Below are 20,283 nucleotides of genomic sequence, written 5' to 3'. Positions count from 1 at the left end.
GTCTCGCCCCGAGCGTCCGGCCCCTCGCTGGGGCTCGGGGTTCCTTCGCTCCGGCATTCATCCGGGGGCATCGCCCTCCGGTTGGCTTCGCTGGCACCTACATGCGATGGGTTCGACTGCGTCGAACGGCGCTGCGCGCCCATCCCCGGATGAACGCCTGCGCTCAGCCTGCCGAAGGGGCGGGTGGATCAAAATCAAAAGCTTAAGGCGAGCTAACGCTCGGCCTGATGAGTGGTGAAAAGCGGGTGTACACCAGTTTGCTTTTGCTTTTGCCTTTGTAGGAGCAAGGCTTGCCCGCGAAGGCGGCCTGACAGACAACCAATCCCTCACAGATATACCCAATCCAACTGTGGGAGCGAGCCTGCTCGCGAAGGCGATCTACCTGATTGCATAGATGTTGAATGTGAAATCGCCTTCGCGACAGGCTCGTTCCCACAAGGGCTCAGACAATCAATTCGCCACCCGCGCCCCCGCCAGGCTCCCGCTCAGTTCATAAGCCGCCAGTTCCGCCTGATGCGCGGCCAACAGCTCCGGCAGCGATCCACGCAGGTACTCCACCCACGTCTTGATCTTCGCATCAAGGTATTGCCGCGAGGGGTAGATCGCGTACAGGTTCAGCTCCTGCGAGCGGTATTTGGGCATGACGCGCACCAGCGAACCGTTGCGCAGGCCGTCAATCGCCGCATACAGCGGCAGTACGCCAACGCCCATGCCGCTGGTGATCGCGGTTTTCATCGCGTCGGCCGAGTTCACCAGGAACGGCGAGCTGTTGATGGTGACCATTTCCTGGCCGTCGGGGCCGTCGAAGGCCCATTTTTCCAGGGGGATGACCGGGCTGACCAGGCGCAGGCAGGCGTGGTTGAGCAGGTCGCTGGGTTTTTGTGCGCAGCCATTGGCTTTGACGTAGGCGGGGGAGGCGCAAACGATGCTGTAGGTGATGCCCAGGCGTTGGGAAACGAAGCCTGAGTCGGGCAGCTCGCGGGCGAGCACGATGGAAACGTCATAACCCTCGTCCAGCAGGTCCGGCACGCGGTTGGCCATGGTCAGGTCGAAGGTCACATCCGGATGGGTCTTGCGGTAGCGGGCGATGGCGTCGATCACGAAGTGCTGGCCGATACCGGTCATGGTGTGCACTTTCAGCTGGCCGGCCGGGCGCGCATGGGCTTCGCTGGCTTCGGCCTCGGCCTCTTCGACGTAGGACAGGATTTGCTCGCAACGCAGCAGGTAGCGTTTGCCGGCTTCGGTCAGGGCAATGCGTCGAGTCGTTCGGTTGAGCAGACGGGTTTGCAGGTGGGCTTCCAGGTTGGATACCGCGCGCGAGACGTTGGCCGTGGTGGTGTCCAGTTGCACGGCGGCAGCGGTGAAGCTGCCGGCCTCGGCCACGTAACTGAAGGCGCGCATGTTTTGCAAAGTGTCCATGGGGTGCTCTCGGGTTCGATGGCAAATTGTGACACGAAGTTTCAGGATCTGAGACCCCAGACTTAAGGATTATCTCGTTAACGGTAACAAAGATTCACAGGAATCCCAGCTTATCGCCATTCCGGTCGCCCCATAGAATTGCGCCGATCGTTGTACCTCCCCTCCTCAGGAATCTTCAGCAGTGCCGCGTCGCATCAGTAGAGCGCTTGAGTCGCTCAGTATTCTGGCTTTAACCCTGGCAATCAGCGGCTGCATCGGAACCGGAGGTATTGCCCCGCAGGGCAAGACGCTGGAGGCCAATTCCCTGGCCACCGACGAGGCCATCCAGAGCGCCGCTCAGGATGCTCACTGGCCCACCGCCCAATGGTGGCAGGCCTATGGCGACCCGCAACTGAACCATTGGGTCGAACTCGCCGTGCAAGGCAGCCCGTCCCTGGCCATGGCCGCTGCTCGGGTAAGGCAGGCCAAGGCCATGGCCGGGGTCGCCGAAGCGGCCGAATCGTTGCAGATCAACGGTCAGTCCACGCTCAAGCGTCACAACTGGCCCACCGATCAGTTCTACGGCCCCGGCGATCTGGCCAACAGCACCACCTGGGATAACAACGCCGCGCTGGGTTTCAGTTACGCCCTCGATCTCTGGGGGCGCGAAAGCAACACCACCGAACGCGCCGTGGACATGGCCCATATGACCGTGGCCGAAGCGCGCCAGGCGCAGCTCGAATTGCAGAACAACATCGTGCGGGTCTACATCGAGCTCTCGCTGCATTACGCGCAGCGGGACATTGTCCAAGCGACACTCAAGCAGCAACAGCAAATCCTCGATCTGGCGCAAAAACGCCTCAATGGTGGAATCGGCACCCATTTCGAGGTCAGCCAGGCCGAAACGCCGCTACCGGAAACCCACCGGCAGATCGATGCACTGGACGAAGAAATCGCCTTGAGCCGCAATCAGCTGGCTGCGCTTGCGGGCAAGGGACCGGGGGAGGGCGCGCAATTGCAGCGGCCGACGCTGTCGCTGGGCTCGGCGCTGAAGCTGCCGTCGTCGTTGCCGGCGCAGTTGCTCGGTCAACGTCCGGACGTGGTCGCCAGCCGTTGGCAAGTGGCGGCCCAGGCTCGGGGCATCGATGTGGCGCATGCCGGTTTCTACCCCAACGTCGATCTGGTCGGCAGCCTGGGCTATATGGCCACCGGCGGCGGGGCATTGGAGTTTTTGACCGGCAGGAAACTCAACTACAGCGTGGGCCCCGCGATTTCCTTGCCGATTTTCGACGGCGGGCGATTGCGCGCGCAGCTGGGTGAAGCCTCGGCCGGTTATGACATCGCGGTGGCCAGGTACAACCAGACCCTGATCGATGCGCTGAAAAACATCTCCGATCAGTTGATCCGTCGCCAGTCCATGGACAAGCAGCAAACCTTCGCTGCCGAGTCGGTGGCGACCGCGCAGAAAACCTATGACATCGCGATGATCGCCTACCAGCGCGGGCTCACCGATTACCTCAACGTACTCAACGCCCAGACCTTGCTGTTCAAGCAGCAGCAAGTTCAGCAGCAGGTTCAGGCCGCGCGGCTGAGTGCCCATGCCGGGCTGGTGACGGCGCTCGGTGGCGGGCTCGGTGCAGGCTACGACGTGCCCGAAGACCGCCAGACCGCACCACCGAAAACCCCGGTTCTTTTACGTTGAACACAATCCCTGTGGGAGCGAGCCTGCTCGCGAAGAGGTCTTATCAGTCAATGATGAAGTCGTCCGGCACGCCGCTTTCGCGAGCAGGCTCGCTCCCACAAGGTTCAATTCGTCGCACACTTTTTCGGCCAATGAGCAAAATTTCATGACGCCCTTGCCCGCACCTTTGCGCTGGCTGTATTCCCTTGAATGGCGCCGGGGTTTCTTCGACTGGGCGCGCAGCGACGGCGTGACCTGGGTGTACATTTTCAAGGTGCTGATCGCGGCGTTCCTCACGCTCTGGCTGGCCATGCGCCTGGAGTTGCCGCAACCGCGCACGGCGATGATTACGGTGTTTATCGTCATGCAGCCGCAAAGCGGTCAGGTGTTCGCCAAGAGTTTTTATCGCTTCCTTGGCACCCTGGCCGGCTCAGCGGTGATGGTGGCGCTGATTGCCTTGTTCGCGCAGAACACCGAACTGTTTCTCGGCTCGCTGGCGATCTGGGTCGGCATTTGCTCGGCCGGCGCGGCGCGCAGTCGCAACTTCCGCGCCTACGGTTTTGTGTTGGCCGGTTACACCGCGGCGATGGTCGGATTGCCGGCGCTGGCGCATCCCGATGGCGCGTTCATGATGGCGGTCTGGCGGGTGCTGGAAATCTCCCTGGGGATTCTCTGCTCGACCCTGGTCAGCGCCGCGATCCTGCCACAAACCGCCAGTGCCGCGATGCGCAACGCTTTGTATCAGCGCTTCGGGGTGTTCGCCTTGTTCGTCACCGACGGCTTGCGCGGCCGCAGTAAACGCGAGGCATTCGAAGCCAGCAACGTGCGCTTCATCGCTGAGTCGGTGGGGCTGGAAGGCTTGCGCAGTGTCACCGTGTTTGAAGACCCGCACATGCGTCGACGCAACGGTCGGCTCAGTCGCCTCAACAGCGAGTTCATGGGCATCACCACCCGTTTCAATGCCCTGCATCAGTTGCTCGAGCGCCTGCGCAGCAATGGTCCCGATCACGTGGAGGTGGCGATCAAACCGGGTTTGCAGGATCTGGCCGAGTTGCTCGACGGCTACAGCGGTCGTGCCCTTACCAGCGCCGATGCAGCACGACTGGTCACGGCCCTGACGGCCTACAAGCAAGGCTTGCCGGCGCGGGTGCGTAGTCTGCGGGCAGTTTTCCAGGAGAGTAATCCGAGCGACACCGAGCAACTGGATTTCCACACTGCGTATGAACTGCTCTATCGCTTCGTCGATGACCTGCACAGTTATGCACAGACCCACGCGTCCCTGGCAGATCACAGTCATGAGCGCGAGCGTTGGGACGAGCCCTTCACCCCGCAAACCAATTGGCTGGCGGCCACGGCGTCGGGGATTCGTGCGTCGTTCATTCTTTTGGTGCTGGGCAGCTACTGGGTGGCCACGGCATGGCCGAGCGGGGCGACCATGACCCTGATCGCCGCCGCCACCGTGGGCCTGTCCGCCGCGACGCCGAATCCCAAGCGCATGGCGTTCCAGATGGCGTGCGGCACCTTGCTCGGGGCCGTGATCGGTTTCGTCGAGATGTTCTTCATCTTCCCGTGGATCGACGGCTTCCCCTTGCTGTGCGTGATGCTCGCGCCGGTCTTCGTGCTCGGCGCGTTTCTCGCATCGCGCCCGCAATACGCCGGGGTCGGGGTAGGCTTGCTGATCTTCTTCAGCATCGGTTCGGTGCCGGACAATCTCACGGTCTACAACCCCTACACCTTTATCAACGACTACATCGCCATGGTGCTAGGCATGTTGGTGTGCGCGGCGGCGGGGGCGATCATTCTGCCGCCCAACAGCCGCTGGTTATGGCGGCGACTGGCACAGGACCTGCGCGGCCAGGTGGTGTATGCCATCAGCGGCAAACTCAAGGGTCTGGCGTCGAGTTTCGAAAGCCGCACCCGTGACCTGGTACATCAGGCCTACGGCTTCGCGGCCGGTCAGCCGCAGGTGCAGCGCGATCTGCTGCGCTGGATGTTCGTGGTGCTGGAAGTCGGCCACGCCATTATCGAGTTGCGCAAGGAGCAGGCGATCCTGCCGGTCCACCCGGCGTATGCCGAATCCCAGCCATGGCGCCAGGCGATCCGCGTCATGGGCCGCGCGCTGGTGCGGCTGTTTCTGCAACCGGGGCAGAGCAATCTGGAGCGTGCCCTGATCGCGGTCGACCACGCGATCAGTCGCGTGCAGGCCACCGACGAACCCTTTGCCCCGCACTTCGATACTTCGGCATTGCGTCGGGTGAAAAGCTATCTGCACTTCATCCGCACCTCGCTGCTGGACCCGCAGTCGCCACTGTCCAGCTATGCCCCCGTCACCGCCAAGCCCCAAGGACTTGACCATGCCCCGTGAAATCGCCTTCCACGGCGTGTACATGCCAACCATGACCCTGATGTTTCTGATAGCCGCGGCACTGGCCTGGGCGCTTGACCGGTTTCTCTCCGGGTTCGACCTGTACCGCTACTTCTGGCACCCGGCGCTGCTGCGCCTGAGTCTGTTTACCTGTCTGTTCGGCGCTTTGGCGCTGACGGTCTACCTCTGAGAATGCCCTGATGAAAAAGCTTTTCAGCCTGCTCGCCACCCTGCTGGTATTGGCCCTGGCGATATGGATCGGCCGCACCCTCTGGGTGCATTACATGCAGACACCGTGGACCCGCGACGGTCGGGTACGCGCCGATATCATCAACGTCGCCGCCGACGTCACCGGCGAAGTGGTAAACGTGCCGGTGCGTGACAACCAGTTGGTGAAGAAGGGCGACCTGTTGATGCAGATCGACCCTGAGCACTACCGCCTCGCAGTCAAACAGGCACAGTCACTGGTGGCCTCGCGCAAGGCCACGTGGGAGATGCGCAAGGTCAACGCCCATCGCCGCGCGGACCTGGACAATCTGGTGATTTCCAAAGAAAACCGCGACGACGCCAGCAACATCGCCGACGCGGCCCTGGCCGATTACCAGCAGGCCCAGGCGCAACTCGAAGCCGCCGAACTCAACCTCAAACGCACCGAAGTCCGTGCGGCGGTCGACGGTTATGTGACCAACCTCAACGTCCATCGCGGCGACTACGCACGCATCGGCGAGGCGAAAATGGCCGTGGTCGACATGAACTCGTTCTGGGTCTACGGCTTCTTCGAAGAAACCAAACTGCCTCACGTGCGCGTCGGCGACGAGGCTGACATGCAACTGATGAGCGGCGAAGTGCTCAGGGGGCATGTGGAAAGCATTTCACGGGGGATCTACGACCGTGACAATCCGGAAAGCCGCGAGCTGATTGCCGACGTGAACCCGACCTTCAATTGGGTGCGCCTGGCGCAGCGGGTGCCGGTGCGGATTCACATTGATGAAGTGCCGGAAGGCGTGCTCCTGGCGGCGGGGATCACATGTACGGTGGTGGTCAAGGCTGCGGCTGGCGAGTAGAGATCGCGCTTGACTGTCCACGTCAACAGACACCCCTATCCGGGCGGATAGAGGTGTTTTTTGTGGGGGGTCAGCGTGGATAGGCTACGAGATTCGGAAGGGTGCGCAATGCGGGGTCCTGCCCCGCTGCCAACGGATAGAGAAGTTGAATGGAGACATTCAAATCCTTGCCTGGCTCCAGCAGATACCGGTCACCTGCTGGTGTGTGCAGTTCCACCACGCCTTCGGAACCGTCATGCGCCACCTCCAGCCAGGGATTGGCATGAATTTTCGTGCCCAACGGCAAGCCAGCGCAGGAAAACTTCCACTGAGTGAACGGATGTCTGGTTGCCCTGAGGACAACGTCATAACTGTAAATCCAGGCTCCGGTCAGCTGATCCTGCCACTCACCATTGAACACCTGGGAGGCTTGAATATCCTGCTCATCAATGTTCATTGCCAGGACCGGGCAGTAGAAGTCTTCCTCATGGGTGGGCTGGTAATAAACAATCCCGCATAAATCTGCGATGGATGATCCGGGCAGGTTTTTATCGGACGTCAATGTCACCGTACGTTCAGGATTCCATCCCTGTGTTTGTGCCTGCGTAATTGTCAGGGTGCTGAACCCTGAATGGGGGGGCTTGATCATTTGTGCTCCACTGACCGGCATGGAGGCGTGCAGCAGGGTTACATCCGTATAGGCCCGGAATTGGAGGCGTGATCCCACGGGGGGGGGAGCGCCATCGGTTTCAAGGGTGAAGCCTAGCGTCACGGGCACACCTTTTTTGATCCCGTTTACAACGTTGTGCATTTGGATATTCAGAAGTTTCGTCATTTCAAATTCCTTTTGAAAAAGAACTGATCCATGTTCGCTGCCGGGGCCGATCAACCCCGATAGCCATAAACATGGCCGACCGCACCACCCACTCCCAGCGTGTTGCCTGCCAGCAGTACCCGTCCATTGGCCTGTATCTGAAGTTGGGCCGGAGTCGTGATCAGTGCAGTGTCTTCCACGATGGCGCCGTATTGGCCGAAACTGCGGTCGATCAAACCGTCGGCCTGATAGCGTGCGGCGTAGAGGCGATTGGAGCCTCCGGCAGCGAGAATTTTTCCGTCAACCTGCCGTTGGCCACAGACCCATTCGTTACCATGTTCAGGGTCGAATAACGTCAGCACTGGCCGGCCACTATTGAATGCCGGGTGTGGGTTTCCAGTGGATTCCAGACCCACCAACAGTCCCCAGTTTTTTTGTGCGGTGCTGGCCTGGCCAACGCCGACGACTTTGCCTTCGCCAGTGTCGATCAGATCATGAACGATCACCGTGCCAGTCGGAATTGTCAGTGTCGAGAAACCTGGAGTCTCCAGGCTGCCGTAGTTGCTATCCAGTTCGCCTGTGTGCGAGTAACGTGCGATATAACCAAGTGTTTCGCAAGTGACTGAGCGTGCGCTTCCTGCGACCAGAATAGCGTCCTGTTGCACTAACAGAGCGTTGGCTGAAGTCTCGGAAAAAGAAGGGTGTTTAATTTGCAGCCTGCCACTTTCGTTGAAGCTTTTATCGAGGTTGCCCTTGCTATCCACGAGTATTATCTCGCCGGTTGAAGTCTCTCCATTGTGGTAAGTGGCGCTGACAAGAATTTTACCGTCCTCGAGTAATTGCAGGTTACTGGAGTCGCTGACCAGATCGCCCAGGGAACTGTTGTCGATAATTACGCATCCCTGCCCGCCAAAGCTTGGGTCAATCGCGCCCTGCTGATCGAAGCGGGTGATCACCAGGCGTTTTGGGCTGAAGACGTCTGCTTTTCGCGACCAACCCAGCATCAGGATGGATCCGTCGGCCTGTACGGCCAGCTTGCCGCCGGCTGAGTCGTAGCCATCGGGGAAGTTGCCATGTACCAGACCGTTGCCTGCGAAGGAGCTGTCCAGGCTGCCATCAGGGTTGAATCGTGCCAGGCCATAAAGCCCCTTCAAGTCACGGGCGAGCCATGCACCGACCAGTATTTTGTCGTCTGCGAGCACATGAATGCCTTTTACATGCCGATCATGGTCCAGTTCGTGCTCAAGTTTATATAAGTTGATGACACCGTTTTCGCCAAACGCTGGGTCACGATCTCCAGGCACTGAAAAAGAGAATTGGTTGTGAGTGATAACGTCCATATTGTTGCCTTTCTATAATTTGGTTGTCAGAAAGTTCCAGCCCATTTCTTTATGGGCTGGCAGGCAAGTTATAGGGCAGGTAATGGCTTGGCGAGAGGCGGGTGGGCATTGAATATTTGAGCATGTTTCTATTGCCCTGTAAGGGAGCGACATACAAAGTTGAACTTACAGGGCAGGGAAAATTTTAAAGGTTGGCGGCTTTGGGGGCGGGGACATTCAGCTGCAGAAAGTCTCCTGCAAATGCCGCCAAAGCACCTTGCCATCCGCCTGCTTTTCGAACACCACGGTCGAGCGGCGGTCCGAATGCAACCCTGTGGCGTCGGTCTGTTGTTCCCGATAACTGACCGTCGCGCCGCCGTTGTGCAATGCAAGGCCACGTAACTCGCTGAGTTGGATGCGAAACCCGAGCTTCTTGCCGCCGGCCAGCACGAACAGCTGTTCAAGCGCGTCGAAGTCCAGCACCCGGCCCAAGGGCGAGACCATGGAAAACTGCGGCGAAAAACGGGTCAGCAGGCACTCGAGTTCGGACGCATCCTGCTCCTCGGCCAGCCATTTTTCGATGGCTACGTGGGCCTGGATTACTTCGTCGAAGTAGTCGGTGAAGTCGGTCATGTTGGGTCCTCAAATTCTGTGGGGCTGTACTGACACCTTCGCGAGCAGGCTCGCGAAGGTGTCGACTCGGTCTCAAAGTTGCCCTCGCAACCCGAACCGCCTCATCAACGCCGATTCCAGCAATCCCTTGGGCAACAACCCCGCCATTAACGGCAACGCCCGACTGCCATTACCCAACCGCACCAGCCGCGGCGGCTTGCTCTGCTGCACGGCCTTGAGCAGTGCGGCGGCGAACTCGCTGGCCGGGGTCGGGTTGTCCTGGGACGCCTTGGCCCGCGCGCGAATGCCTTCACGCAGCGCAAACCACGGCGACTGTTCGCTGATCAGCTGCTCGGCCTCAAAGCCGGCGTTCTTGGCGAAACTGGAGGCAATCGCGCCGGGCTGAACTTCCATGACCCGCACGCCAAACGGCGCCAGTTCCATGCGCAAGGCATCGCTCAAGGCATGCACGGCGGCTTTGGACGCGCAGTAGGCGCCAGCGAACGGAGTGACCAGCACCCCCGACACGCTGCCGATGTTCACCACGATCCCTTTTGCCCGACGCAACACCGGAAACAACGCACGGGTCACGCCAACGATGGAAAAGACATTGGTTTCGAACTGGCGCTGCATCGCCTGCACACCGCCATCGAGCAACGGCCCCATGGCGCCGTAACCGGCGTTATTGATCAGCACATCGAGGCCGCCAAGCTGCTGGTTGATCCGTTCGCTCAACTGTTCAAGGGCCTGGCCGTCGTTGACGTCGAGTTGCACGGCGGTGAAGCCGGCAGCGCTCAGCACCGCCACGTCTTCAGCCTTGCGTGCAGTGGCCCAGACTTCGAATCCGGCGCTTTTGAACGCATCGGCGAGGGCGCGGCCGATGCCGCTGGAACATCCGGTAATCAACGCAACGGGCATGGCGCGGTCCTTGTGCAATCAGTGGGGGAAAGCTGGTTGGGGAAAGCTCAGTCAGAAAAACTACCCTGTAAACGCTCGGCCCGAAACTCCAGGGTTTCCGGGCGGTAGCCCGGGCGTAGCGGTGGCAGCGGCAAGCAGTCTTCCCAGCTGCCACCTGCCAGCAATTCGCCCGGGCCACGGTAGCGGGGGGCAGCGTATTGATTGTCGGCCAGGTTGACCGTATCGCCGGGCGCATAAGCGGCTACCCGCCAACGCAGTTCGGTCAGCGGTACGTCGTTGCCGTTGGTCATGGTCAATTGCAGCGGTCGGTCGGCGGGGCAGTGTTGCGGCGCGTAGCTGATACGCAGCTCCAGGCGTTGGAGTTGCTTGAGTTCGCGGTGGTCCATCCAGATGACCCAGGTGGCGACGATGCCCAGCCCCACGGCGGCGGCCATGGACACGGGCAAGGCCTTGGCCGGATAGCGCAGCAACAGGATCAGCCAGGTGATGACCAGCAGGACGCCGATGAACATGACGCGCAAACCTCGGGAATGGAAGGACCATCGTACCTAAGCGTGGGGTACGTTGGCGATGGGCGAGAGTTTTGTGGCGAATGTTATGGCCCCTTCGCGAGCCGGCTCGCGAAGGGGCCAGCCGAAGCAACACAAAATTCAGACAAAAAAAGCCCCCGACCACCCCACTGCGGATAGGGGACGCAGTGGACTGGGCGGGGGCTTTTGTCGTGCTTGAGGCTTACTGCGCGATGGTCTTCACCGAAACTCCACGCTCGATCGGCGTCGTACGCCCGTAGATATCCTCGAACCGCTCGATATCGTCCTCGCCCAGATAGCTGCCCGATTGCACTTCGATGATCTCGAGTGGAATCTTGCCCGGGTTACGCAAACGGTGAACCGAAGCAATCGGAATGTAGGTCGACTGGTTTTCGGTCAGCAGGAACACGTTCTCGTCGCAGGTCACTTCGGCGGTGCCGCTGACGACGATCCAGTGCTCGGCGCGGTGGTGGTGCATCTGCAGCGACAGGCACGCGCCCGGTTTGACCGAGATGTGCTTGACCTGGAAACGACCGCCCATGTCTACCGAGTCGTAGGAGCCCCACGGACGATAGACTTCGCAGTGGTTCTGGGTTTCGCTGCGGCCCTGTTCGTTGAGGGTGTTGACCATCTGCTTGACGCCTTGGACCTTGTCCTTGTGCGCGATCATCATGGCGTCCTTGGTTTCGACGACCACGATGTTTTCCAGGCCGATCACCGATACCAGTTTGCCGTTGCCATGGATCATGCAGTTGCGGCTGTCCTGGATCACCACATCGCCTTTGGTGACGTTACCGTTGGCGTCTTTTTCGTTGACTTCCCACAGCGACGACCAGCAGCCGACATCGCTCCAACCCGCGGTCAGCGGCACTACGCAGGCGCGTTGGGTTTTTTCCATCACCGAATAGTCGATGGAGTTGTCCGGGCAGCAGGCGAAGGTGGCTTCGTCGAAGGTGATGCTGTCGGCGTCTTGCTGGCTGCGCTCGAGGGTCAGCAGGCAGGTGTCGTAGATGTCCGGATCGTGCTTTTTCAGTTCTTCGAGGAAGCGACTGGCGCGGAACAGGAACATGCCGCTGTTCCAGAAATAACCGCCCGACTGGACGAATTCGGTGGCACGTTTCACGTCAGGTTTTTCGACGAAGTGCGAGACACGGCTGACGCCTTCGGGCAGCAGCGAATCGTTGGTCGATTTGATGTAACCGTAACCGGTTTCCGGTTTGGTGGCCGGTACGCCGAACAGCACCATTTCGCCGTTTTCGGCGGCAACGGTGGCCAGGGCCAAGGCGCGTTGCAGGGCCTTCTGGTCCTCCAGCACGTGATCGGCTGGCAGCACCAGCATCAGTTCGTCGCGACCTTCATTGACCAGCATCATCGCGGTCAGGGCCACGGCCGGCGCGGTGTTGCGGCCGAACGGTTCCATCAGGATGCGCTGGGTTTCCAGCTTGCGAGCGGTCAGTTGCTCGTTGACGATGAAACGGTGGTCCTTGTTGCAGACCACGATCGGGGTGTCCATGCCTTCGAATACCAGGCGCTCCAGGGTTTGCTGGAACAGCGTGTGCTCGCCGGTCAGGGCCAGGAACTGTTTAGGAAACTGCTTACGGGAAAGCGGCCAAAGACGTGAGCCGCTACCACCTGACAAGATCACCGGAATCATGTTGTTACTCCTCGAAAATCGTTTGGTTTGGCTTGTGTGGGCGCTAGCCTGCTGGCGATGGCATCATCTCGGTACATCAACAAAGCCGAGTTGCCTGCATCGCCGGCAGGCCGGCTCCCACAAAGAGCCGGGTCAGTTCGGAAAATTCTTTAGCGCGTCGACACCGGGCGTTTCACCCAGACTGGCGACAGGCTGCTGCCGTTACCGGTGACGTACAGCACCGCCGCTTCACCGCGCTCCAGGGCGACCGGCTTCACGTCGCCGACTTTCTTGTCGCCATCGTATAGCGCCAGGCTGACTTTGACCGGGTTGATTTCACGCTCGCCACGGCCCTTGGCGGCCACGTTCGGCACTACGTCGGTCTTGCCATCGGCGGTTTTCAGGGTCAGTGCCTTGTCGCTGAGGTTCTGTACGCGCACCAGGGATTTCTGTTTGTTCTTGAACGGCGGCTCTTCGATCAGTTGCGGCGCGCCGCCAGCATTGTTGACCAGGGTGTAATAGTGATCGCCGGCCAGTTTCACCGGCAGGGTCTGGCTGCCGACCTTGGCGCTGTAATCGCCGCCCGGCATGAAGCTGAAGTCAGTGCTGGACAGTGGCGCGACGTCGCTCAGGTTGGTGCTGCCGACGGTGGCGCTGACTTCAGCGTTGGCGGCGTTGTAGACACGCACGAAGGTCGAGCCTTTCGGGGCGGTCGGGCCGTACAGCGCGGAGTCGCCAGCGGCGAAGGCCTGCATCGAGAGCACACTCATACCAGCAACCAGTGCAAAGGTCTTGGCGAGACGACGAGGAGTAGTAGTGAAAGTCATGGTAGTACCTCTCTCTTTCAGTTTTGCGCCCGGTCGGGCGTCTCGGATTTAGTGTTTGCGGCTACGTTTTGTTGGCGGGCGCCGGCTTGTTTGAGCTCTGCGACCCACTGCGGGTCGGCGTCGCCGATTTCGTTGTTCACAGGCAGATAGCGTTCAGGAAACTCCCAGATCAGCACCTGTGGCGGGCTGTTCTTGAAAGCGTCGCTTTTGAGGTAGCTGAGCATCGGCAGAACCGGGCCGTGGCCGTCTTCGGCGTAACTGACCACGTCGCTGCGCAGGGCTTGTTTCAGCGCGCCCACAAAATTCCAGTTGGGGTTGGCGCTGTAGCTGGTGCCAATCAGCGCAACCGGCACTTCGGTGTTGGCGAACAGCGCGTCGTCACCGGCAGGCTGATCGCCAGCGGCTACGGTGTTGCGCTTTTGCAGTGGCTCTTGCGCCGGCATCAGGTTTTCGAACAGCGGGTCCAGCGGCAGGAACAGCCGCAGGTCGCCCTTGTGGGTGATTTTTTCCGCAGGCTCGGTGACGAAGTCTTGCGGATCGCCGCTCAAGGGAAATTTGTCGGCAATGGTTTTGGCCAGGCGGTTGGCGGCGATCTCGGCACCTTCCGGGGTCCAGTGGGTATCGGTACGCAGGAACACTTGCTTGCCGTCGTTCTTGGCGGCTTGCAACGGGCCGAGCAAGTCCGGTGCCGGAATCCGGTCGGCGGCCAGGCGCTGGTGGAAATCCTTGTAGAGGTTGGCGTGGATGCTGGCCGGTTTCACCTCACCCAGGTGTTCCGGGTACAGGCGTACCTTGGCCGGCACCACCGCCATCACCAGTTGCACGCCTTGCTTTTTCAAGGTCTGGCGCACGCCTTCGACCAGCGCGTAGTTGCCTTGCAGGTTCAGCTCTTCGTTGACGATCGGGTGGAACTCTTCATCGCTGTACAACCATTGGTCGCGACCGAGCACCACGCCCGGACGACCTTCGTTGAACAGCTTGAAGTCCAGCGCCGCCCAGAGGTTGGTGCCCAGGCGCTTGATCGGGAACTCGTCGTCGTAGTGCGTCTCCACGGCCTTGGTCCAGCGTCCGTTGAGCACCGTCGCATCGGCGTTGGTACTGAAGCCCAGGAAGCTGCGAACCGACCACAGGCCCAGGGCCAGCAGGGTCACCAGGAACAGGGCGATGTAGAAGATGCGTAATGAGCGGGTCATGGTCAGATCCCTCAGAACTGGAAGTAAAGGAACGGCGAGAAGCTTTGCGCCGAGAGTTTGAGAATCGAAGCGATGAACAGCAGCAGGACCAGGGCGCGCATCACGTAGCGCGACCAGTCAGCGGTCCAGTAGGCCGGTTGCACCTGGGCTTCGACGCCGACGGTGTAGCCAGGCTGGTGGATGCTGGCCGGGTTATCCCCAGGCACGGCCTTGATCGTTCCGGCTGTTGCGGCAGCCGGGCCATCCGCATCGACATTCACCGCAGGCTTGGTCTTCGCTGGCTGTTGATTGCTGTAGAAGTCGCGCAGGCCGAAGAACGCCAGGGTTACGTAGGCCACGATCAGCGTCGCCACTTGCAGGCCGGTGAGGCTGGCCTGGTTGAGTTCCGATAGCGACCAGTCGCCGAAGCTGAACATCGCGCCGTACATGCGACCGGCCACGTGCAGGTTTTCCGCACGGAAAATCACCCAGCCCATGACCACCAGCAGGAAGGTCAGCGCCCAGCGGATCGGGTTGAAACTGCGCGGCGAAGTGTTCAGACCGATGGCTTTTTCAATGGCCAGCCACATGCCGTGCCAAGCACCCCAGACGATGTAGGTGATGTTCGCGCCATGCCACAGACCGCCGAGCAGCATGGTCAGGAACAGGTTGCGATAGGTCGTCAGTGTGCCTTTGCGGTTGCCGCCCAGGGTGATGTACAGGTAGTCACGCAGCCAGGTCGACAGGCTGATGTGCCAGCGCCGCCAGAACTCGGTAATCGACTGGCTGATGTAAGGCTGCTTGAAGTTTTCCATGAAGCGGAAACCCATCATCAGACCCAAGCCGATGGCCATGTCGCTGTAGCCGGAGAAGTCGAAGTACAGCTGCGCGGTGTACGCCAGTGCGCCAAGCCAGGCATCGCCCGTGGTCGGGTTTTGCAGGGCGAAGCAATGGTCGGCCACCACCGCCAGGGTGTCGGCGATGAACACCTTCTTGATGAAACCTTGCATGAACCGCGTGCAGCCCTCCGAGAATTTGTCGAGGGTGTGGGTACGGTTGTTGAACTGATCGGCGAGGTCGCGAAAACGCAACACGGGACCGGCGATCAGGTGCGGGAAGATCGCCACGAACGCTGCGAAATCGATCAGGTTGCGGGTCGCCGGAGTATCGCCACGGTAGACGTCGATGATGTAGCTGATGGACTCGAAAATGTAGAACGAGATCCCGATCGGCAACAGTACGTGGGTCAGGATGAACGGCTCCAGGCCCACCGAGGTCATCATGGCGTTGATGCTGTCGACGCCGAAGTTGGCGTACTTGAAGTAGCCGAGGATGCACAGGTCGACGACCACGCCGAGCAGCAACCAGCGCTGTGCCGGTTTGGTCCTGACCCCGGCGGCGCCCACTTTCAGGCCGATCCAGTAGTTCCACAGCGTAACGGCGGCGAACAGCGCCAGGAAGTCCACACGCCACCAGGCGTAGAACATGTAGCTGGCGATCAGCAGCAGCAAATTGCGATAGCGTTGCCCGCTCAGGTAGTACAAGCCGAGAAAGATCGGCAAGAACAAAAACAGGAACACGTTGGACGAAAAAACCATCCCGATCTCTCCTTGTTTGAATCAACAGTCAAGGGCCAACGGCCCCCCCAAACCCCCCACAGTAATCTGGAGGGCAAACATCACTTCACTGTGGGAGCGAGCCTGCTCGCGAAAGCGTTGTGCCAGTCGACATTTTTGGTGAATGACAGACCGCATTCGCGAGCAGGCTCGCTCCCACAAGGGATTGCATTTGTCTTACGAGCCTTTGCCTTTTTCGTTTGCCGGGTCGTAGACCTTGGTCAGGTCCCCCCCGAGGCGGAAGGTCTTGAACGGTTGCATCTTGTGTTTCTTCTCCAGCACATCCGGGGAGCAGGTGTAGAGCGTGCAGAACGGTTCGAGCCAGGCGAATTTCGAGTCGACTTTCAGGTCGGTCATGTCCTGTTCCTTGCCGTTTTTCTCTTCGAATTCGTCAGGATCTTTCACCCCGGCGAGCACGCGATCACCCAGGCGCTTGAGGGCGCCATTGTTTTCCTGACGCAGATCCACACCGTTGACCTGGGCGAAACTGGCGATCATCGCGAGCGGCGGCAGGGCGTAGTTGTGGTAGGCGAGGGCGCGTTGCTGACGCTTGAGTTCGTTGGGCAAGAAGCCCTGGGCGTCGACCTGATTGACGCCGACCTTGTATTCCTTCACCGCCCAATCGAACAGGTCGCGGCGGTTGGTGGCGATGGACGTTGCCATCACCGACCAGGCAGCCCAGTACGAATGGTTGTTGGTTTTTTCCAGCGGCAGGTTGTCCCAGTCGCTGACCACCTGATCGGCCATTTTGCTGAACCAGGCTTCAATCAGCTGCGCCTCCTGCTGATGGTTGGCCAGCGGATGGGAGTCGGAGAACTTCAGGCGAATGTACGACGAAGCCATGCTGCCCAACGCCCATTTGCGCATGGACTTGCCGGTGTGGTTGAAGTCCTTGGACATCAACGCATCGGCCTTGGCCCAGGCGGTCAACCCATTCAAGGTGCACTCCAGCTGCTCCGGACGACCGTCACGCATGAACTGCATCACGCGCTTACTGGTGTCGCGCTCGATTTTGGTGATGTCGGCGGTGCTGTCACGGAAGGCCTTTTCCGATTGCACGTTCAGTGTCGAACGGGCCTTGTCCGAGCCTTCGTACTTGCTGCGAAATTGCAGCGAGCCGGTGTACGGCGTCGGCATGGCGTCACAGCCTTCGCTCTTGTCACCGGTTTTGACTTTCTCGATCGGCGCGAAGTAGCCCTGAGGCGGACGCAATGGCGCGGCCGCTTGAGTCGCGCCGGCGAACATCGCCAGGCTCAAAAGCGTCAGTGTTGCAAGTTTCGGATTTCGCATAGCAGACCTCATTGCCCGGCTGAAGCGGTACGTTGCTCAGCGCCCGGGAATACGTTGCGTTTGCAGATTTTCGCTTCGACTTTCTGTGGTGCGGCGCCCGCTTTTTCAGGCCCCTGGATTTCAACGGCCAGCAGATTCTGCGAGGCCCAGTCTTCGTCCGTGCGCAACTCGAAAGCGAAACGCCCGTCGGTGTCGGAGGTTTCCGGTTTCTCGATCTTGATGTCCTCGTGGCGCCCGTTCATGTACCAGAGGGTGGCTTGCAAGGTTTTCACCGAGGTGTCGGCGAAGCGGATGTCGACCTGGTGACTGCTGTTACGCAGGTCGAGGTTTTTGCTGTTGACCATCAGTTCGTTTTTGCCTGGTTTCAACGTGGTGCTGCCGGACATCTGTGCCGCCTTGCCTTCGCAGCCGTTGTCCAGCAGCGCCATCATCTGGCGGTAGATGGTTTCCTGATCGAGGCGATAAAGCGGCGAGAATTCCCAGATGAGAATCTTCGGCGGGTTCTTCTGGAACTCGTCGCTGCCCAGGTATTGCAGCATCGAACCTTCCAGACCACCGCCGGGGAATGCCACGTTGAGAATGTCGGCGCCGATGGCCTCTTCGAGGAAACCGGAGAAGTTGTAGTTCTTACCGCTATGGCTGGTGCCGACCAGCGTGATTTCCGGATTGCCGGAATCGCCGAACAGATCGCCATCGCCCGCTTCGCCTTTGGGCTCGGTGGTGAATTGATCCATGTACTGGATCGCGTAGCTGGTGCCACAGAGTTGACCGGCCATGTTGTGCAATGTTCCGGTCTTGCCCATGCGACCCGACTTATGGGTCTCGAATTCGCGCTTGGGAATGTCGGCGAAAGCCGGGATCTGCTTGACCTTTTCGGCGACGATTTTCGCCGTGCGCTGGGCACCATACGGGGTCCAGTGCTGGTCGCCACGGAAGTAGAAGTCGTGGGCGGGCAGGGTCTCTGGCAGTTGCTCGTTGGTCAGTGGCGACAGGTCCGGCACCACGTAACCCATCTGCGCGAAACGGCCGAGCATGGTCTTGTAGTTCTTCAGTGCCTTGTCGAAATCAAAGCTGGCTTTCTCGGCCGGGTTGAGCTTGTTGCGATTCACCAGGCCACGGGTCGGCTGGTAGACGATCACCAGCTCCACGCCTTTGCTCTTGAACGCATCGTGCAATTGCTTCATGCGTTTGTAGCCGGCGGGAGTGGTGTCGAACTCGGTGCGCAAGTCTTCCTGGGTACGGAACAGCCAGTCACCCTGGGCCTGCACCAGCGTGGTGAAGTTCTGCTGGTAGCGGGTGGTGTAATTCTTCGGGTCGTGGGCGGCCGGGCACAGGCTGCAGCACGGCTCGGCCGAGAATTTTGGCGCCTGGGGTTCATCGGCACGCGCGCCGGTGCTGGCGGCGAGAATGCCGGCCGTCAGGGCCGACAGGCTGAGTAATTTGATCAAGTGTGGGTGCATAAAATTATCCTCAGTCCCGCATTTCGGTCTGGCGTTCGACAGGGTCGATCAGCACGGCTTTCTGCTGGCGCACCAGCAGGTCGAGAATTTCATCCTGGCGCTCGCCGAGAATTCCCGAAAAGCTGATGCCGCTGGATTTGGTCGGGGCAAGCATGGACACGCGATACAGCTCGACACTCAGTGGTGAGTCGATGGACAGCGGGCCGCTGCCGTTGGCCGCCAGTTCACCACCGACCACGATCAGCGACACCTGGGCGTCGAACGGGTCGAGCTTGATGTCACGGTCGGTGTTGGTCAGGTCTTTGATGTGCCCGTAGACACCGGTCAGACCGTTGGCCATGGCGACGTTTTCGTAGAGGCGGATGTTCACGCTGTTACGAATACGGATACCGTGGCGACGGTTGCTGAGCACCTTGTTGCCCCACAACAGGTTGTCGGCACTCTCGTAGAGGGTGATGCCGTCGGTGTGGTTCTGGTAGATCTCGTTGTAGGCAATGATGTTGTTGACGCTGTTACGGTCGATCACGATGCCGGACAACTTGTTGTCGTAGCTGCGGTTGTTGAAGATGAAGCTGTCGTTGACCTCACGGGAAATAATGATCCCGTGTTTCTTCTTGGTACCAAACACCGTGTTGTCGGCGATGATCAGACCGTGGGAACGGTCGTGTGGGTCGATGCCGTAGACGATGTTGTCTTTGTAGGTGTTGCCCTTGACCACGAAGTCGCGGGTTTCGTAGCAGTAGAAGCCGTACCACATGTCCGAGAACTCGGAACCGACGATCCAGCCAGTCGGTTCAGGGCGCTTGAGCACCTTGGCCATGTTGGGCGTGTACTGGGAGATACTCACGCCATAGGACTTACTGTTGGCGTAGCCGAAGCTGGCCATTCTGCTATTGACGATGTAGGTCTCGGTGCCGCCCCAGGCCAGCAGGAACGGGCGAAACTCCTTCGGCGAACGGAAGGTTGCGGGACCATTGTCTTTCTCGCGCCAGCCGGTGATTTTGGTGTCGCGCACAAACAACTGGCCATCGTTGACCAGAAATGAACCGGCCTCTTGGGACAGGCGCAGTTCCTGGGTCTGCTTGTCGATTTCCAGGATGCCTTTCTCACCCACTACGATCGGCAACTTCGCCAGGAACACACCCGGCGAGGTTTCGCTGAAATACTGCTTGGGCAGCTTTTTCGCCAGGTCCTTGAGGTTCATGTAGCCGTCGTCGATGAAGATCGCCTGCGGGATACCGTGCTGACGCACCACCCACTCGGCCATCTTGTTGTCGCCGCCGATGAAGTCCTTCAGGGCGTTCTCTTGCATCATCCGGCGCACGCTGATTTTGCCGGCCTTGCTGCGCACGATTTTCGCGGCGACGGCCTCGGCGGTGTAGCCCGAGACGTCTGGCAGTTTCGGCTGCGCCAGCTCCAGCGGCGCGGTCGGTGCGCTGCTGACGGTGTAGGTTTTGGCTTGTTGCAGTTCCTTGGCCATGGTTGCAGGCTTGGCCGGCTCCACATTGGCGAAGGCAGCCGCACTGGCCAGCAACATCGCGCCGGCCAACAGGCTGATCGAGCCTTTTCGGGCTTGATGATTCATCTGGGAGACTCCCTTCGCAA

At 60.1% G+C, this 20,283-nt stretch carries 17 protein-coding genes; 4 read left to right on the top strand and 13 right to left on the bottom strand.

Annotation, left to right across the window (positions count from 1 at the left end):
- Positions 1-450: 450 nt before the first annotated feature.
- Positions 451-1,419 carry a LysR family transcriptional regulator gene (locus AC07ZE_RS24475; RefSeq protein WP_207266982.1) on the bottom strand — a complete coding sequence of 323 codons (969 nt, stop codon included), beginning with the start codon at positions 1,417-1,419 and terminating at the stop codon, positions 451-453.
- Positions 1,420-1,600: 181 nt separating this feature from the next.
- On the opposite strand from AC07ZE_RS24475, the gene AC07ZE_RS24470 reads away from it, so the two are divergent.
- From AC07ZE_RS24470 to AC07ZE_RS24455, 4 genes are all read left to right on the top strand, one after another.
- Positions 1,601-3,100 (top strand): efflux transporter outer membrane subunit, encoded by a 1,500-nt coding sequence (locus AC07ZE_RS24470; RefSeq protein WP_207266981.1) that lies wholly within the window; start codon positions 1,601-1,603, stop codon positions 3,098-3,100.
- Between the two features lie 145 nt (positions 3,101-3,245).
- The gene (locus AC07ZE_RS24465; RefSeq protein WP_207266980.1) at positions 3,246-5,444 is read left to right on the top strand and encodes an FUSC family protein; all 2,199 of its coding nucleotides are present in this window, start codon (positions 3,246-3,248) and stop codon (positions 5,442-5,444) included.
- Positions 5,434-5,634: a DUF1656 domain-containing protein gene (locus AC07ZE_RS24460; protein ID WP_207266979.1), complete on the top strand. Its 201-nt coding sequence runs from the start codon at positions 5,434-5,436 to the stop codon at positions 5,632-5,634. Before AC07ZE_RS24465 ends, AC07ZE_RS24460 begins: the two co-directional genes overlap by 11 nt.
- Before the next feature lie 10 nt (positions 5,635-5,644).
- Positions 5,645-6,508: an efflux RND transporter periplasmic adaptor subunit gene (locus AC07ZE_RS24455; protein WP_207266978.1), complete on the top strand. Its 864-nt coding sequence runs from the start codon at positions 5,645-5,647 to the stop codon at positions 6,506-6,508.
- A 70-nt stretch (positions 6,509-6,578) separates the two neighbouring features.
- Here the strand turns inward: AC07ZE_RS24455 and AC07ZE_RS24450 are convergent, their stop codons facing one another.
- From AC07ZE_RS24450 to algG, 12 genes are all read right to left on the bottom strand, one after another.
- A complete protein-coding gene (locus AC07ZE_RS24450; protein ID WP_207266977.1) occupies positions 6,579-7,322 on the bottom strand; it encodes a hypothetical protein in 744 nt (247 codons plus the stop codon).
- Between the two features lie 50 nt (positions 7,323-7,372).
- Positions 7,373-8,641, bottom strand: a complete 1,269-nt coding sequence (locus AC07ZE_RS24445) for a delta-60 repeat domain-containing protein (RefSeq protein WP_207266976.1) — start codon at positions 8,639-8,641, stop codon at positions 7,373-7,375.
- A gap of 216 nt (positions 8,642-8,857) precedes the next feature.
- Positions 8,858-9,253 (bottom strand): DUF4440 domain-containing protein, encoded by a 396-nt coding sequence (locus tag AC07ZE_RS24440; protein WP_207266975.1) that lies wholly within the window; start codon positions 9,251-9,253, stop codon positions 8,858-8,860.
- A 72-nt stretch (positions 9,254-9,325) separates the two neighbouring features.
- On the bottom strand, positions 9,326-10,150 hold the full coding sequence (locus tag AC07ZE_RS24435) for an SDR family oxidoreductase (protein WP_207266974.1): 825 nt from the start codon (positions 10,148-10,150) through the stop codon (positions 9,326-9,328).
- 47 nt (positions 10,151-10,197) lie between these two features.
- Positions 10,198-10,662: a multidrug transporter gene (locus AC07ZE_RS24430; RefSeq protein ID WP_207266973.1), complete on the bottom strand. Its 465-nt coding sequence runs from the start codon at positions 10,660-10,662 to the stop codon at positions 10,198-10,200.
- A 220-nt stretch (positions 10,663-10,882) separates the two neighbouring features.
- Positions 10,883-12,334, bottom strand: coding sequence for a mannose-1-phosphate guanylyltransferase/mannose-6-phosphate isomerase (locus AC07ZE_RS24425; protein WP_207266972.1), 1,452 nt, complete (start codon positions 12,332-12,334; stop codon positions 10,883-10,885).
- 149 nt (positions 12,335-12,483) lie between these two features.
- Positions 12,484-13,140 (bottom strand): alginate O-acetyltransferase AlgF, encoded by a 657-nt coding sequence (locus AC07ZE_RS24420; RefSeq protein WP_207266971.1) that lies wholly within the window; start codon positions 13,138-13,140, stop codon positions 12,484-12,486.
- Positions 13,141-13,157: 17 nt separating this feature from the next.
- Positions 13,158-14,333, bottom strand: coding sequence for an alginate O-acetyltransferase (locus AC07ZE_RS24415; RefSeq protein ID WP_207266970.1), 1,176 nt, complete (start codon positions 14,331-14,333; stop codon positions 13,158-13,160).
- 11 nt (positions 14,334-14,344) lie between these two features.
- Positions 14,345-15,910 carry an MBOAT family O-acyltransferase gene (locus tag AC07ZE_RS24410; RefSeq protein WP_207266969.1) on the bottom strand — a complete coding sequence of 522 codons (1,566 nt, stop codon included), beginning with the start codon at positions 15,908-15,910 and terminating at the stop codon, positions 14,345-14,347.
- 195 nt (positions 15,911-16,105) lie between these two features.
- Entirely contained in the window at positions 16,106-17,218 is a 1,113-nt protein-coding gene (locus AC07ZE_RS24405; protein ID WP_207266968.1) for a mannuronate-specific alginate lyase, read from the bottom strand.
- 8 nt (positions 17,219-17,226) lie between these two features.
- Positions 17,227-18,678 (bottom strand): alginate O-acetyltransferase, encoded by a 1,452-nt coding sequence (locus AC07ZE_RS24400; RefSeq protein ID WP_207266967.1) that lies wholly within the window; start codon positions 18,676-18,678, stop codon positions 17,227-17,229.
- A gap of 10 nt (positions 18,679-18,688) precedes the next feature.
- A complete protein-coding gene (gene algG / locus AC07ZE_RS24395; RefSeq protein ID WP_207266966.1) occupies positions 18,689-20,263 on the bottom strand; it encodes a mannuronan 5-epimerase AlgG in 1,575 nt (524 codons plus the stop codon).
- Positions 20,264-20,283 lie beyond the last annotated feature (20 nt).

The organism is Pseudomonas sp. GW101-3H06 (assembly GCF_059424605.1).
This window is presented reverse-complemented; position numbering and strand designations above follow the sequence as displayed.